12 protein-coding genes are annotated in these 15,419 nt (G+C 52.5%); 5 read left to right on the forward strand and 7 right to left on the reverse strand.

Annotated elements, in window-relative coordinates; genetic code table 11:
• Positions 1-152 precede the first annotated feature (152 nt).
• The 4 genes from OGV69_RS21115 to cobO all read left to right on the forward strand — a co-directional run bounded on the left by OGV69_RS21115 (position 153) and on the right by cobO (position 4,859).
• The gene (locus tag OGV69_RS21115) at positions 153-1,460 is read left to right on the forward strand and encodes a dicarboxylate/amino acid:cation symporter (protein ID WP_038638921.1); all 1,308 of its coding nucleotides are present in this window, start codon (positions 153-155) and stop codon (positions 1,458-1,460) included.
• Positions 1,461-1,530: 70 nt separating this feature from the next.
• Positions 1,531-2,532, forward strand: a complete 1,002-nt coding sequence (glsA, locus tag OGV69_RS21120) for a glutaminase A (protein WP_038638918.1) — start codon at positions 1,531-1,533, stop codon at positions 2,530-2,532.
• 62 nt (positions 2,533-2,594) lie between these two features.
• A complete protein-coding gene (locus tag OGV69_RS21125) occupies positions 2,595-4,247 on the forward strand; it encodes a class I fumarate hydratase (protein WP_061381689.1) in 1,653 nt (550 codons plus the stop codon).
• 9 nt (positions 4,248-4,256) lie between these two features.
• Positions 4,257-4,859, forward strand: coding sequence for a cob(I)yrinic acid a,c-diamide adenosyltransferase (cobO, locus tag OGV69_RS21130; RefSeq protein ID WP_042309700.1), 603 nt, complete (start codon positions 4,257-4,259; stop codon positions 4,857-4,859).
• 82 nt (positions 4,860-4,941) lie between these two features.
• On the opposite strand, the gene OGV69_RS21135 is transcribed toward cobO, so the two are convergent.
• A complete protein-coding gene (locus OGV69_RS21135) occupies positions 4,942-5,844 on the reverse strand; it encodes a LysR family transcriptional regulator (RefSeq protein WP_038638907.1) in 903 nt (300 codons plus the stop codon).
• Positions 5,845-6,249: 405 nt separating this feature from the next.
• On the opposite strand from OGV69_RS21135, the gene cobA reads away from it, so the two are divergent.
• On the forward strand, positions 6,250-7,038 hold the full coding sequence (gene cobA / locus OGV69_RS21140) for a uroporphyrinogen-III C-methyltransferase (RefSeq protein ID WP_069323181.1): 789 nt from the start codon (positions 6,250-6,252) through the stop codon (positions 7,036-7,038).
• On the opposite strand, the gene OGV69_RS21145 is transcribed toward cobA, so the two are convergent.
• From OGV69_RS21145 to sdhB, 6 genes are all read right to left on the reverse strand, one after another.
• A complete protein-coding gene (locus OGV69_RS21145; RefSeq protein WP_069323180.1) occupies positions 7,017-7,907 on the reverse strand; it encodes a PocR ligand-binding domain-containing protein in 891 nt (296 codons plus the stop codon). The genes cobA and OGV69_RS21145 overlap by 22 nt on opposite strands.
• Positions 7,908-8,133: 226 nt before the next feature.
• Positions 8,134-9,003 carry a succinate--CoA ligase subunit alpha gene (gene sucD / locus OGV69_RS21150; protein ID WP_003022929.1) on the reverse strand — a complete coding sequence of 290 codons (870 nt, stop codon included), beginning with the start codon at positions 9,001-9,003 and terminating at the stop codon, positions 8,134-8,136.
• A complete protein-coding gene (gene sucC / locus OGV69_RS21155; RefSeq protein ID WP_038638897.1) occupies positions 9,003-10,169 on the reverse strand; it encodes an ADP-forming succinate--CoA ligase subunit beta in 1,167 nt (388 codons plus the stop codon). The genes sucD and sucC overlap by 1 nt, the downstream gene beginning before the upstream one ends.
• A gap of 91 nt (positions 10,170-10,260) precedes the next feature.
• Entirely contained in the window at positions 10,261-11,484 is a 1,224-nt protein-coding gene (gene odhB, locus OGV69_RS21160; RefSeq protein WP_038638894.1) for a 2-oxoglutarate dehydrogenase complex dihydrolipoyllysine-residue succinyltransferase, read from the reverse strand.
• A gap of 14 nt (positions 11,485-11,498) precedes the next feature.
• Complete coding sequence (gene sucA / locus OGV69_RS21165) at positions 11,499-14,300, reverse strand: 2-oxoglutarate dehydrogenase E1 component (protein WP_038638891.1); 2,802 nt, start codon at positions 14,298-14,300, stop codon at positions 11,499-11,501.
• A 394-nt stretch (positions 14,301-14,694) separates the two neighbouring features.
• Positions 14,695-15,411, reverse strand: coding sequence for a succinate dehydrogenase iron-sulfur subunit SdhB (sdhB, locus tag OGV69_RS21170; RefSeq protein ID WP_038638888.1), 717 nt, complete (start codon positions 15,409-15,411; stop codon positions 14,695-14,697).
• Positions 15,412-15,419: the final 8 nt, after the last annotated feature.

Genomic DNA, 15,419 nt, shown 5'->3' on the forward strand with positions numbered 1-15,419 from the left:
AGCCATTGGAGCACAGAATTCAGCTGTATCACAGTGCTTCGAATTATTCATGCGGTTGGTCACAACAGGCGTGCGTCTGAACTGCTGTCCAGGTTCAGGCGCGCGCCGCCCTACACAATTCCAATTACCAACCTTTATCCGATGGAGTACACATGAAGAAAATAAGTTTAACGAAGATGATCATATTAGGTCTGATACTCGGCATGATTGCCGGGGTGGCCATAAATAATATGGTCGCGGCTGAAACGGCAAAATCTTATGCAGCAGATATTTCCATTTTTACCACCATATTCTTACGCATGGTGAAAATGATTATCGCGCCATTGGTTATTTCAACTCTGGTTGTGGGTATTGCCAAAATGGGCGATGCCAAAACGCTGGGACGTATATTTTCGAAAACCTTCTTCCTGTTTATTTGCGCCTCACTGCTGTCAATCGCGCTGGGCCTGGTTATCGTTAATATTTTCCAGCCAGGCGCTGGCATCAACTTTGTTCCGCATGACGCCGGGGCCGTTGCCGCCGTTAAATCTGAACCGTTCACGCTGAAAGTATTTATCTCGCACGCGGTACCAACCAGTATTGTTGATGCGATGGCACGTAACGAAATTCTGCAGATCGTCGTCTTCTCAATTTTCCTCGGTTGCAGCCTGGCTGCGATTGGTGAAAAAGCCGAGCCGATCGTGAAGGTTCTGGACTCACTGGTGCACGTAATGCTGAAGCTGACGGGCTACGTCATGCTGTTTGCACCACTGACCGTGTTTGCCGCTATCTCGGGTCTGATTGCCGAACGTGGTCTGGGAGTAATGGTCAGCGCCGGGATCTTTATGGGTGAGTTCTACCTGACGCTGGGTATGCTGTGGGCGATCCTGATCGGTCTGTCCACCATGATCGTAGGGCCTTGCATCGCGCGTTTAACGAAATCAATCCTCGAACCAGCACTGTTGGCCTTCACCACCTCCAGCTCTGAAGCCGCCTTCCCAGGCACGCTGGACAAACTGGAAAAATTCGGCGTTTCCTCAAAAATCGCCAGTTTCGTTCTGCCTATCGGTTACTCCTTTAACCTGGTCGGCTCGATGGCGTACTGCTCCTTTGCCACCGTATTTATTGCTCAGGCGTGCAATATCGAACTAAGCATGGGCGAGCAAATCACCATGCTGTTGATCCTGATGCTGACCTCGAAAGGGATGGCGGGCGTACCGCGTGCATCAATGGTTGTTATCGCCGCTACCCTGAACCAGTTCAACATTCCGGAAGCCGGTCTGATCCTGCTAATGGGTGTGGATCCATTCCTCGATATGGGTCGTTCCGCTACCAACGTCATGAGTAACGCCATGGGTGCTGCCATTGTAGGTCGTTGGGAAGGTGAACACTTCGGTCAGGGCTGTCGCGGAACTGCGCCAGTGAAGACACCGGAACAAGAACGTCCGGCGACCGAGCCGTCAGAAGTTGCGATGTCCTGATAGCACGCGATTGCCGGATGGCGCTCGCGCTTATCCGGCAAGATGATGAATAAACCAACAGGATTACACCATGAATAAAACCCTTATCGGCGTGAGTCTCTTTTCTTTCAGCCTCTTGTTTTGCGCCACCTCATTCGCGCAAACCGCGCCGGATTACGCAAAGATTATCGACCAGGCACATCAGAAATATAAAAGTAACAATGATGGCAAAGTCGCCGACTACATCCCTGCCCTGGCGACCTACAGCCCGAAAAATTTTGCCATCACCATTGCCACGGTGGACGGCAAGATCTATCAGGTGGGCGATGTTAACAAACCCTTCCCAATGGAATCCCTGAGTAAAGTCTTCACCCTGGCGCTCGCCATGGAACAACATGGCCCTCAGGTCGTCCTGGAGAAACTTGGGGCCAATGCCACCGGCATGCCATTCAATTCTGGTTTGGCCGTAGAACTGACTAAAGGCGCACCGGAAAACCCGCTGGTAAACGCCGGGGCGATGAGCACCGTTAGCCTGATCGAAGCCAAAGATAAAACCGATCGCTGGAACAAAATCCTCGACAACCTGAACGTCTGGGCTGATGCCACACTCACCGTGAACGAGCCGGTTTTCAAATCCGAGATGGAAACCAACCAGCACAACCAGGCGCTGGCGAAGCTGATGGAATCCTATAACAGCTTCTATGGCAACACAGACGACGCTGTCGAAATTTATACCCGTCAGTGCTCCGTCGATATCACCGTTGAGCAACTGGCCAAAATGGGCGCGGTACTCGCGAACAAAGGCAAATCACCGTTCAACGGTAAGCAATTGCTGAATGAAAAATATGTCCCGCAGGTACTGGCTGAAATGGCCATTGCCGGATTGTACGACGGTAGTGGTAAGTGGCTGTACACCGTAGGCATCCCGGCGAAAAGCGGCGTCGGCGGTGGGATGGTTGCCGTTGTGCCAGGCGAATATGCGATAGCCGTCTATTCCCCGCCGCTGGATGAAGCCGGTAACAGCGTTCGTGCCCAGAAAACGATCGAATATGTCGCCGAAGCGACCGAAGCGAATGTCTTTTTAGCAAAATAAAACTCTATGCCGGATGGCGCTTCGCTTATCCGGCAAACAACACGAAGAGGTGAGAAGTAAACATGTCTAAACCATTTGTCTGGCAGGAACTCTTTGTTCAGGGTAAAGATAGTACCGAATATGAATTACTGAGTAATCAGCACGTTACAGTTTCGGAGTTAGACGGAGAGGAAGTGATTAAGGTTGCGCCGGAAGCGTTAACCTTATTAGCACAGCAGGCATTTTATGAGGCTTCATTCTTCCTGCGCGCCGGACATTTGAAACAGATCGCCAGCATTCTGCACGATCCACAGGCCAGCGGTAACGATAAGTATGTTGCATTGCAACTGCTGCGCAACGCTGAAGTTTCGGCCAAAGGCGTGCTGCCTAACTGTCAGGATACCGGAACGGCAACGATTGTGGCCTGCAAAGGTCAGCATGTCTGGACCGGCGGCGATGACGCAGAAGCGTTAAGCAAAGGCGTGTATACCACCTTCACCGAAAACAACCTGCGTTATTCGCAAAATGCCCCGCTGGATATGTACACCGAGGTCAATACTCAGACTAACCTGCCGGCACAAATCGATATCAGCGCCACGCCTGGCAATGAATACCGCTTCCTGTTTGTCAACAAAGGCGGCGGCTCGGCCAATAAAGCGGCGCTGTTCCAGGAAACAAAATCCATTCTGCAACCGGAAAAGCTCACCGCCTTTCTGATCGAAAAAATGAAATCACTGGGCACAGCCGCCTGCCCGCCGTATCACATCGCTTTCGTCGTTGGAGGCTTGTCGGCCGACCAGGCGCTGAAAGTCGCCAAGCTGGCTTCAACCAAGTATTACGACAACCTGCCCACCAGCGGGAACGAACTGGGTCAGGCGTTCCGCGATACGGCCCTGGAAGCCGAGTTGCTCAATGCCAGCCGTGAGTTTGGTATCGGCGCGCAGTTTGGCGGCAAGTATTTTGCCCACGATATCCGCGTGATTCGCCTGCCGCGTCACGGTGGTTCCTGCCCTATCGCCATGGCCCTCTCCTGCTCAGCCGACCGCAACATTAAGGCTAAAATTAACAAACACGGTATCTGGCTGGAGAAACTGGAGCATAACCCGGGCAAATTCATTCCTGATTCCCAACGGGTAGAAAATGGCGCCCAAACCGTACAGTTGGATCTCAACCGCCCGCTACGCGAGATTCTGCACGACCTGTCCGCTCTGCCTATCGGTACTCGTTTGTCGTTAAGTGGTCCAATTGTTGTCGCCCGTGATATTGCCCACGCTAACATCAAAGCACGCCTGGATAACGGCGAACCGATGCCGGAATACATGAAAAAGCATATCGTCTATTACGCAGGTCCCGCCAAAACGCCGGAGAATCAGGCCTGTGGTTCAATGGGTCCCACCACTGGCGGGCGCATGGATGGGTATGTCGATGCTTTCCAGGCACAAGGCGGTAGTCTCATTATGCTCACCAAAGGTAACCGCAGCCAACAGGTCACTGATGCCTGCCATAAACACGGTGGATTTAGCCTCGGTAGCATCGGCGGCGCCGCGGCCCTGCTTGCCCAACAGTACGTGAAAAGCCTGCACTGCCTGGAATATCCCGAACTGGGAATGGAAGCGGTCTGGATGATGGAAGTTAAAAATATGCCGGCCTTCGTGTTAGTCGACGACAAAGGTAATAACTTCTTTAGTCAGTTTGAGCAGCAACATCGCTGCGCAACCTGTCCGGCAGGACATTAAGGAGACATAATGGAAGCGCGAGCCAATAATGACAGACACCGCCAACGTCAGCAGAAACTGAAAGAACAGGTTGATACCCGCGTGGCGGCGGCAACGGAGAAGAAAGGGATCCTGATTGTCTTCACCGGTAACGGTAAAGGGAAATCCACCGCAGCCTTTGGCACAGCAACGCGCGCGGTTGGTCACGGAAAAACCGTTGGCATCGCGCAGTTTATCAAAGGTCAGTGGGATAATGGCGAGTACAACACCCTGCAGCCGCTCGGCGTTGAATTCCATATTATGGGCACCGGATTTACCTGGGAAACCCAAAACCGGCAAGCGGATATCGAGGCGGCAACGGTAGTCTGGCAAGAAAGTAAGCGCATGCTGGCTGATGCGCATTACGATCTGGTGGTGCTGGATGAACTGACTTACATGCTGGCTTACCACTACCTGGATACCCAGGAGGTTCTCAGCGCCATCGAAAATCGCCCTGTCGGTCAGAGTGTTATCGTCACCGGGCGCGGATGCCACGCACTGTTGCTGGAACTGGCCGATACGGTCAGCGAAATTCGCCCGGTCAAGCACGCGTTTGACAGCGGTATTCAGGCGCAGGTGGGAATCGACTGGTAGCCATTCTTTTGCCGGATAACGACGCCCTGGCGTCTTATCCGGCCTACCGTTCTTTGCAGGCCTGACAAGGCACACGGTACCATCAGGCAGGCGATACCACAGATTTATTCAACAGCCAGTCCCGGAAGATCTGTAAATGCACAGATTCCGCTTTCTCTTCACGCCACGTCATGATGAAACGGTTCCCGGTTCGCATCGGGACATCGCAAGGAATGACCATATCACCACTATCCAGATCGTGCTGAATGGCAAAACGAGGAAGCAATGCCACGCCCAGATTAGAGCGAACCGCCGCAATCAGCATCGACAGCAGATCAAATCTTGGACCTTTATTGACCAACGGGCTGCTGACGTCTGACAGCGCAAACCATTCCTGCCAGCCTTTGATACGCGTGCTTTGGTGTAAAAGCGGGAATTCGTTCAGCAACTCCTCGACCGCCAGTTTCCGCTCCGGCTCAGCCAGCAAGCAGCGGCTGCAGACCGGCAGGATTTCCTCTTCAAACAGGTACTCAACACCCGACCATGGCGAGTAGAAATCTTCACGCATGATTGCCGCGTCATACTCCCGATTGAGAAAATCACCAATATTCGCCAGCGAATGGATATTCACGATAATATCCGGATTGAGTTTGTTGAACTCGCGCAGATTCGGGATCAGCCAATGCGTGCTGAAGGTCGGATTCACTGCCAGCTCAATAACCTGCACCGTCGGCTGCCAGGTCATTATCGTCGTCGTATCTCGCTCAAGTTTATTTAACGTTTCTTTAACGATACTTAAATAATGTTTGCCCGCCGCATTTAAAAAAATGCGTTTCTTGGCATGATTAAATAGCGAGGTATTCAGAAAATCCTCCAGTGCATTCACCTGACGGAAAACAGCACTTTGTGTTAAAGCCAGCTCTTCAGCAGCCCGGGTATAACTTTCGTGACGCGCAACAACTTCAAAAGTTACCAGCAACTCCGTCTTCGGTATTTTTCCTCTCATAACCTCTTCCATATGCAGCGTACAAAAATAGTTTAATTTATAAAAAATAATTCAAGACACCCAGATAAGCATCGAGAGTTATATTTTATTTCATCCATTGATGTCATTGATCCAATCCATGATTTACTCATACAGATGGCGGATAAATATTAACCAATAATACTCAAGCACAACAATAAACACAATTTAAATAAGGTTAAACCTATGCAAATAGTGCCAATAAGTTCTTAATAATTTTTCAAGTTAACTTGTTTATTGCAGAAAAAACTTTGCGAGATTAATCAATATTATCCATGCGATAATTTTAGATAATTTCACGTTATAACTTACGGGCAAACGACTGCTTTTAATCATTCCTTGATGTAGTTTCTGCCTTTTTTTGTTAGACGTGATAAAGGACACAATGTGAAAACTTTCGGAAAGGTCTGGCTCGTTGGAGCAGGTCCCGGTGATATTTCATTGCTCACCCTCAAAGCGATGATGTGCATTAAACAGGCTGATGTCATTATTTACGATCGACTGGTCAATCCCAAAATTTTGGAATGGGCATTACCTGATTGCCTGCTTATCAATGTCGGCAAAAATCCCGGCTTTCATTGTGTTCCCCAGGATGAAATTAACGCATTACTGGTCCAGTATGCCCAAACACATAACAACATCGTACGCCTGAAAGGGGGCGATCCTTATGTGTTTGGGCGTGGGGCCGAAGAAGTTGAAGATCTTGTTGAAGCGGGTATCCCATTTGAAGTTGTGCCGGGTATCAGTTCTACCATCGGCGGTCTGGCCTATGCCGGGATCCCAGTGACGCATCGCGATTTCGCCTCCGGTTTTCACGTGGTGACAGGCCATACGCGGGAAGGCAACCAGCAGCAGGACTGGCGTCAACTGGCGAAGCTAAATGGCACGCTGGTTATCGTCATGGGAATCGCCAATCTGGCGTTTATTTGCGAAGAACTGTTGATGGGCGGTAAATCAGCAGATACACCCGCAGCGCTAATTATGTCCGCCACCCGAGAGAATCAACGCCGACTAACCTGTACGCTCGGTTCATTACTGAGCAAAGCGCAGGAGGCTAACATTGCTCCACCTGCGCTGATTGTTATTGGCGAGGTGGTGACCCTGAGCGATCGACTCTCTTTTATACCGGAAGCCATCACCATGGCAGAAGATCTTTACTGCGAAAGTCTGGCATGACGAAAAGACTGGGGCGACGTTTGATGCGCCGCCCTGAAAACGCGGCAAAAGTAGCTGGTTTGCGCGTATTGAAGTTTCCGGGCAATACTGTCTATTGAGTGCACGGGATCGTGCAACAACTCCCCCGCTTTTTGCATTTTTTTCTGATTCACCCAGGTTTTAAAATTAACGCCCTGCCGCTTCTTAAAAAATCGGCTGAAATAGTTCGCGCTTAAGCACACATGCGCCGCTACGGATTCCAGGGATAATTCACCATACAAATTTTCATCAATATAACGCAGCGCCGCCAGAAGTTTTTTCTCATGACGAGAAGGTTCAGTGAAATAATGACGAACGCAACGGGTCGGCGGGGTGAATATCTGATCGGATTGTCGCTCTTGCTCAAAGTTATCAACAATAAAACTTAACAAATTAGCCGATGCCACCAGCGTATTATTATCCACTACCGCAACCTGACCCCATTCAGCTTTTATTTTTGGGTCATCCATCCATGAAAATTTATTATTAATTACGATAGTTTTATATTCCTGATACTTTGACCGGACCTGCCCGCAAACAATAAAACCATAAAGATGCCCTTCATTAATTATTGGCATCGAGAACAAACTTAACCCTGCATGACAGGTGAGTATTCTGGGTTTAAGCTGTTTTAGCCCCTCAAAAGCGCACTGCTTATCGCATTTTTCGCAACCTACACGATACCGCTCATCCGCCCGCATTAATGTGCAGAACGAATTAAAATTATGACAATCCGACAGTGCCTTGCCGTGAATATCAATCACGGCCGCGGCTAACCCGGTCGCGCGAGAGAATACTTCGGCTATCGAGAAAAAAACGTGTAAATAGTCATTCTGGATTTTCAGCGGCACGCTCTCCTCCGGCACTCATGATATTAAAGCCGGTAATATGCAGAATTTAATCAAGAGAAAGAATGATGCTGACCGCAAAAAATAATCTCATTTATGAATATGATTATGATCGAATCGCAAGAGAATAGACGGCAGAAAACAAAAAAGGCCATCATCAGATGGCCAACCATGTCGAAACGGGACCAGCCCTTGACCATGCAGATAGTCAGGGCTGTTTTTTTACTTCTTACTTAATAACGGTTTTCAGCGCTTCGCCGATATCGGCCAGGCTGCGAACGGTTTTCACGCCGGCAGCTTCCAGAGCCGCGAATTTCTCGTCCGCGGTACCCTTACCACCGGCGATGATCGCACCGGCGTGGCCCATACGTTTTCCTTTCGGCGCGGTGACGCCCGCGATGTAGCCGACAACCGGCTTGGTGACGTGATCTTTAATGTACGCCGCCGCTTCTTCTTCCGCGCTACCGCCGATCTCGCCGATCATCACGATCGCTTCAGTCTGCGGATCTTCCTGGAACAGCTTCAGAATGTCGATGAAGTTAGAGCCTGGAATCGGGTCGCCGCCGATACCGACACAGGTGGACTGGCCGAAACCGTAGTCGGTGGTCTGCTTAACCGCTTCATAGGTCAGCGTACCGGAACGGGAAACGATACCCACTTTACCCGGCTTGTGAATGTGACCCGGCATGATGCCGATTTTGCATTCGCCCGGGGTGATCACGCCTGGGCAGTTCGGGCCGATCATGCGCACGCCCGCTTCGTCCAGCTTCACCTTCACGGTCAGCATATCCAGCGTCGGGATACCTTCGGTGATGGTGATAATCAGTTTGATGCCTGCATCAATTGCTTCCAGGATGGAGTCTTTGCAGAACGGCGCCGGAACGTAGATCACAGTGGCCGTTGCGCCGGTCGCTTCTACCGCTTCACGCACGGTGTTAAACACCGGCAGACCCAGGTGAGTGGTGCCGCCTTTGCCTGGCGTTACGCCGCCAACCATCTGCGTACCGTAAGCAATCGCCTGTTCGGAGTGGAATGTCCCCTGGCTACCGGTGAAGCCCTGGCAGATAACCTTGGTATCTTTATTAATTAAAACTGACATTATTTCCCCTCCACTGCGGCAACAACCTGCTGAGCTGCATCCGTCAGACTTTTCGCTGCAATAATATTCAGGCCGCTATCAGCCAGTTTTTTCGCGCCGAGTTCGGCGTTGTTGCCTTCCAGACGAACGACAACCGGAACGTTAACGCCCACTTCCGCTACCGCGCCGATGATACCGTCAGCGATCAGGTCGCAACGTACGATACCGCCGAAGATGTTAACCAGTACAGCTTTTACATTGTCATCGGAGAGGATGATTTTGAACGCTTCGGTCACGCGCTCTTTGGTCGCGCCGCCGCCCACGTCAAGGAAGTTAGCCGGTTCGCCGCCGTGCAGTTTAACGATATCCATGGTGCCCATTGCCAGGCCCGCGCCGTTAACCATACAGCCAATGTTGCCGTCCAGCGCAACGTAGTTCAGTTCCCACTGTGCCGCCTGCGCTTCACGCGGATCTTCCTGAGACTGGTCGCGCATTTCACGCAGGTCAGCCTGGCGGAACAGCGCGTTGCCGTCAGCGCCCAGTTTGCCGTCGAGGCAGATCAGGTCGCCCTGTTTGGTCACTACCAGCGGGTTGATTTCGATCAGCGCCAGGTCACGCTCCAGGAAGATAGTCGCCAGGCCCATGAAGATCTTGGTGAACTGCTGAACCTGTTTACCTTCCAGACCCAGTTTGAACGCCAGCTCGCGTCCCTGGTAAGGCATCGGGCCTGCCAGTGGATCCAGCGCCACTTTGTGGATCAGGTGTGGGGTTTCTTCCGCCACTTTTTCAATTTCCACGCCGCCTTCGGTAGAGGCCATAAAGACCACGCGACGGGAGCTACGGTCAACCACTGCGCCGAGGTAAAGTTCTTTACCGATATCGGTCGCCGCTTCAACCAGGATCTGATTTACCGGTTGGCCATTCGCGTCTGTCTGGTAAGTCACCAGACGTTTCCCCAGCCAGTGCTCAGCAAAAGCGCGAATGTCTTCTTTGCTGTTAACAACCTTCACACCGCCCGCTTTACCACGGCCACCAGCGTGAACCTGACATTTCACTACCCACGGGCCTGCGCCGATTTTAGATGCGGCTTCTTCAGCTTCACGCGGAGTATTACAGGCATAACCCACCGGTGCCGGTAAGCCATAGCGGGCAAAAAGTTGTTTTGCCTGATATTCATGTAAGTTCATGTGTTCTGTCCATCCTTCAGGTAATCGTTATCTTTTACCCGTAGGCCTGATAAGGCGTCCAGACCTACGGAGCAGGTGATACTCTTTTTCGTTACACGTCCAGCAGCAGACGCGTTGGATCTTCCAGCAACTCTTTAATGGTTACCAGGAAGCCTACTGACTCACGACCATCGATCAGACGGTGATCGTAAGACAGCGCCAGATACATCATCGGCAGGATTTCAACCTTGCCGTCTACCGCCATCGGACGATCTTTGATGGCATGCATACCCAGGATGGCGCTCTGCGGTGGGTTGATAATCGGCGTAGACATCAGGGAACCGAACACACCGCCATTAGTGATGGTGAAGTTACCGCCCGTCAGGTCTTCAACCGTCAACTTGCCGTCGCGACCTTTTACTGCCAGCTCTTTAATGTTCTTCTCAATGTCAGCCATACCCAGCAGATCCACATCACGCAGGACCGGCGTTACCAGGCCGCGCGGCGTGGAGACCGCCATGCTGACATCAAAGTAGTTGTGGTACACCACGTCATCGCCATCGATAGAGGCGTTGACTTCCGGATAGCGTTTCAGCGCTTCAACCACCGCTTTCACGTAGAAAGACATAAAGCCCAGACGGATACCGTGGCGTTTCTCGAACGCGTCGCCGTACTGCTTACGCAGGTCCATAATCGGCTTCATGTTGACTTCGTTGAACGTCGTCAGCATGGCGGTGGAGTTTTTCGCTTCCAGCAGACGTTCGGCTACGCGTTTGCGCAGACGAGTCATCGGAACACGTTTTTCGCCACGCGCACCCAGTTGAGGCTGAGGCGCAGGCGCGGCGGCTGGTGCTTTGGCTTCGGCTGTTGCTGCCGGCGCTTTGGCCAGATGCTTTTCCACATCTTCGCGGGTGATGCGGCCACCGACGCCAGTGCCTTTGATGGCGCTGGCTTCGAGGTTATGTTCACCGAGCAGGCGACGGATCGCCGGGCTCAGGGCATCGTTGTTCTGCTCAGTAAGCGACGCCTGCTGGCGCTGTGCCGGAGTCGAATCTTTCTCTTCAGACTTGGCGCTGGTCTCTTTACCCGCGCTGTTGCCTTCACGCAGGCGACCGAGGATCTGGCGAGAGGTGACGGTTGTCCCTTCATCTTCCAGAACCGCATCAAGGATACCGTCCGCTGATGCCGGTACTTCCAGTACCACTTTGTCAGTTTCGATTTCTACCAGTACTTCATCACGACGTACTGCATCGCCCGGTTTTTTGTGCCAGGTTGCAACCGTTGCATCCGCTACGGATTCAGGCAGGTCGGGAACAAGAATATCTACGCTACTCATTATTTATCCTTTATTTAATCGACGTTCAGCGCGTCATTAACCAGATCTTGTTGCTGTTTCTGGTGAACGGACATATACCCTACTGCCGGAGAGGCAGAGGCCGGGCGACCTGCATAACGCAGAGCGGACCCAAATGGAATCACTTCACGGAAATGATGCTGACTGCAGTACCATGCGCCCTGGTTGAGCGGCTCTTCCTGGCACCAGACAAAATCATGTACGTGAGCGAACGGTTTCAGCGCTTCCTGTACCGCTTTATGCGGGAACGGATAGAGCTGTTCGATGCGCACAATGGCAACATCTTTTTGATCATTCTTGCGGCGTTGCTCCAGCAGGTCGTAATAAACCTTACCAGAACACATCACGACACGCTTCACGCCTTTCGGATCAAGCTCATCGACTTCGCCAATGGCCGGCAGGAAGGTGCCATTTGCCAGTTCATCCAGCGTTGAGACCGCCAGCGGATGGCGCAGCAGCGACTTCGGCGACATCACCACCAGTGGACGGCGCATACCGCGCAGCGCCTGACGACGCAGCATGTGGTACACCTGTGCCGGGGTAGACGGGACGCAAACCTGCATGTTTTGCTCAGCGCAAAGTTGCAGATAACGTTCCAGACGCGCGGAGGAGTGCTCCGGACCCTGACCTTCGTAGCCGTGCGGCAGCAGCATAACCAGACCGCACATACGACCCCATTTCTGTTCGCCGGAAGAGATGAACTGGTCGATAACGACCTGAGCACCGTTGGCGAAGTCACCGAACTGCGCTTCCCAGATGGTCAGCGTGCGCGGTTCCGCCGTGGCATAGCCGTATTCAAACGCCAGCACTGCTTCTTCAGACAGTACGGAGTCCCATACGCGGAACGTGCCCTGGCCGTTATGCACATGCTGCAGCGGCGTGTAGGTTGAACCGTTCGCCTGGTTATGAATTACCGCGTGACGGTGGAAGAAGGTTCCGCGACCGGAGTCTTCACCCGACAGACGAACCGGAATGCCTTCGTCAACCAGCGTGGCGTAAGCCAGATTCTCTGCGCCACCCCAGTCGAACAGCTTCTCGCCTGCGGCCATGGCCTGACGATCGCCGTAAATTTTGGCAACGCGCGACTGCATTTCAACCGCTTCAGGGACAGTGCTGATGCGTTTAGCCAGCTCCTGCAGACGCTTCATCTCAACTTTGTTCGGGTAGCTTTCGTCCCATTCGTGGTTGAGATATGGCGACCAGGTGAAGGAGTGCATGTTCATTGGACGCCACTCTTTCACTACACACTCGCCAGCATCCAGCGCATCGCGATACAGGTTGACCATTTCGGTCGCATCTTCCAGCGTGGCGACTTTGTCCGCTTCCAGCTTGTCGGCGTAGATTTTGCGCGGCGTCGGATGCTTTTTGATTTTCTGATACATCAGCGGCTGGGTTGCGCTCGGCTCGTCGGCTTCGTTGTGGCCGTGACGGCGGTAGCACACCAGATCGATGAAGACATCGCGTTTGAAGGTATTACGGAAGTCCAGCGCCAGACGCGTGACGAAAGCGACCGCTTCCGGGTCATCCGCGTTGACGTGGAAAATCGGCGCCTGAACCATCTTACCGATGTCGGTGCAGTATGGGGTAGAACGCGCATCCAACGGGTTAGAGGTGGTGAAGCCCACCTGGTTGTTGATAACGATGCGAACGGTACCGCCCACTTCGTAACCACGCGCTTTCGACATGTTCAGGGTTTCCTGAACCACGCCCTGCCCGGTGACTGCCGCATCGCCGTGAATGGTGATAGGCAGGACTTTATTGCTGCTCGGCTCATCCAGACGATCCAGACGCGCACGGACGGAACCGATTACCACCGGGCTAACAATTTCCAGGTGCGACGGGTTAAACGCCAGCGCCAGGTGTACCAGACCGCCTTCGGTTTCGATATCCGATGAGAAGCCCATGTGGTACTTCACGTCGCCAGTGCCGAGGTGTTCTTTATGTTTGCCCGCGAATTCGTCGAACAAATCCTGTGGCTTTTTACCCAGCACGTTGACCAGTACGTTCAGACGACCACGGTGCGCCATGCCCAGCACCACTTCACGCGTACCGCTGTTGCCCGCGTGGCGGATCATCTCTTTGAGCATCGGGATTAACGCATCACCGCCTTCCAGCGAGAAGCGTTTCGCGCCCGGGAACTTCGCGCCCAGGTAGCGTTCCAGGCCTTCCGCAGCGGTCAGTTCGCTGAGGAAGCGTTTTTTCTCTTCGCTACTGAACGCGGCACGGCCAGACTCGATGCGCTGCTGAAGCCAGCGTTTTTCTTCGGTGCTGGTGATGTGCATATACTCGGCGCCAATCGGACCGCAGTAGGTTTGTTTCAGCGCAACAACCAGGTCGCTCAGCTTCATAGTGTCTTTGCCGCCGGCAAAAGAACCTACGTTAAAGCTTTCCTGGAAATCCGCATCGGTCAGATCGTGGAAAGACGGATCCAGATCGGCCACTTTCTCTTGCTGCCACAGTCCCAGCGGATCAAGATTCGCATGTTGATGACCGCGGAAACGGTAGGCGTTAATGAGCTGCAGGACTTTAACCTGCTTCACATTGGCATCAGGGTCGGAAATAGAAGAAGAGTAACGTGGGGTAATCAACGCCTGCCGACGGAAATAATCACGTGTTTTTGAGTGGAGTTGATCCGGTTTGACTCCGGTGCCAGGTAACTGCTGGAACGTCGAACGCCAGTTAGCATCTACCGAGTCAGGGTCGGTTAAGAAGTCTTCATAGAGCTGTTCTATCCAGCTCTGGTTCGAGCCAGAGAGGTAAGAAGAGTCCAACCAGGCTTTCAAAGCGCTGTTCTGCATCGTGATCCCTTAAGCATCTTTTCTGCTTATTTAATACTCTAAATAGGTCACGTTTCAGGAAGGCGGCAAGCTTGCGAATCCCTGGGCGCTTACATCCAGTAAGTGACCGGGGTGAGCAAGTGCAGCCAACGCACATGCAACGTGAACTATGACGAGTATTTCGCCGTGGATACTACCACGCACACCGATGTGCGTGCCGGGGTTCACTTGTTGCGGACTGTCGTGTCATCTGCGTCCGCTAAGGAACCTTTAAAAACTGTCTAATCATATGGCAGTTTTTAGAGGTTTCCTGCACTTCTATTGCCCGATGGCGCGTAGCTTTCAGGCCTACAAGGTACGTAACCCGTAGGCCGGATAAGACGGTACGTCGCCATCCGGCAACCACTACAACAACTTACGCACTACGCTTGAGCAGCATTGACTTAATATGGCCGATAGCGCGCGTCGGGTTCAGCCCCTTAGGACATACGCTGACGCAGTTCATGATGCTGTGACAGCGGAATACGCTGAAAGCATCACTTAAACCTTCCAGGCGGCTGTCGGTCTCGGTATCGCGGCTGTCAATCAGGAAGCGATACGCGGCCAGCAGACCTGCCGGACCGATGAATTTGTCCGGATTCCACCAGAATGATGGGCAGGACGTTGAGCAGCATGCACACAAAATACATTCATACAGCCCATCGAGCTTCTCACGCTGCTCTGGCATTTGTAAATGCTCACGAGCCGGTGGATTTTTCCCATTATTCAACAAGTAAGGCTTAATCTTCTCATACTGTGCGTAGAATTGTCCCATGTCTACCACCAAATCGCGCACAACCGGTAAACCCGGCAGCGGGCGAATGACAATCTTCTTGCCCGGCTGATTCAGCGCAGAAACAGGTGTGATACAGGCCAGTCCATTTTTGCCGTTCATGTTCAGACCGTCGGAGCCGCAGACCCCTTCACGGCAGGAGCGACGAAACGATAGCGACGGATCTTTTTCTTTCAGCTGCATCAATGCATCCAGCAGCATCATGTCGCGCCCTTCTTCCGCTTCCAGGGTGTAATCCTGCATGCGCGGAGCATCGTCAACGTCCGGGTTATAGCGATAAACTGAAAACTCGAGTTTCATTGTCCTGT

It is taken from the genome of Citrobacter sp. Cc139, from assembly GCF_030334645.1.
GTDB lineage: Bacteria > Pseudomonadota > Gammaproteobacteria > Enterobacterales > Enterobacteriaceae > Citrobacter > Citrobacter werkmanii.

Coding starts and splice junctions, on each gene's coding strand:
- OGV69_RS21115 (WP_038638921.1), top strand. CDS start 153: ATGAAGAAAATAAGTTTAACGAAGATGATCATATTAGGTCTGATACTC.
- glsA (WP_038638918.1), top strand. CDS start 1,531: ATGAATAAAACCCTTATCGGCGTGAGTCTCTTTTCTTTCAGCCTCTTG.
- OGV69_RS21125 (WP_061381689.1), top strand. CDS start 2,595: ATGTCTAAACCATTTGTCTGGCAGGAACTCTTTGTTCAGGGTAAAGAT.
- cobO (WP_042309700.1), top strand. CDS start 4,257: ATGGAAGCGCGAGCCAATAATGACAGACACCGCCAACGTCAGCAGAAA.
- OGV69_RS21135 (WP_038638907.1), bottom strand. CDS start 5,844: ATGAGAGGAAAAATACCGAAGACGGAGTTGCTGGTAACTTTTGAAGTT.
- sucD (WP_003022929.1), bottom strand. CDS start 9,003: ATGTCAGTTTTAATTAATAAAGATACCAAGGTTATCTGCCAGGGCTTC.
- sucC (WP_038638897.1), bottom strand. CDS start 10,169: ATGAACTTACATGAATATCAGGCAAAACAACTTTTTGCCCGCTATGGC.
- odhB (WP_038638894.1), bottom strand. CDS start 11,484: ATGAGTAGCGTAGATATTCTTGTTCCCGACCTGCCTGAATCCGTAGCG.
- sucA (WP_038638891.1), bottom strand. CDS start 14,300: ATGCAGAACAGCGCTTTGAAAGCCTGGTTGGACTCTTCTTACCTCTCT.
- sdhB (WP_038638888.1), bottom strand. CDS start 15,411: ATGAAACTCGAGTTTTCAGTTTATCGCTATAACCCGGACGTTGACGAT.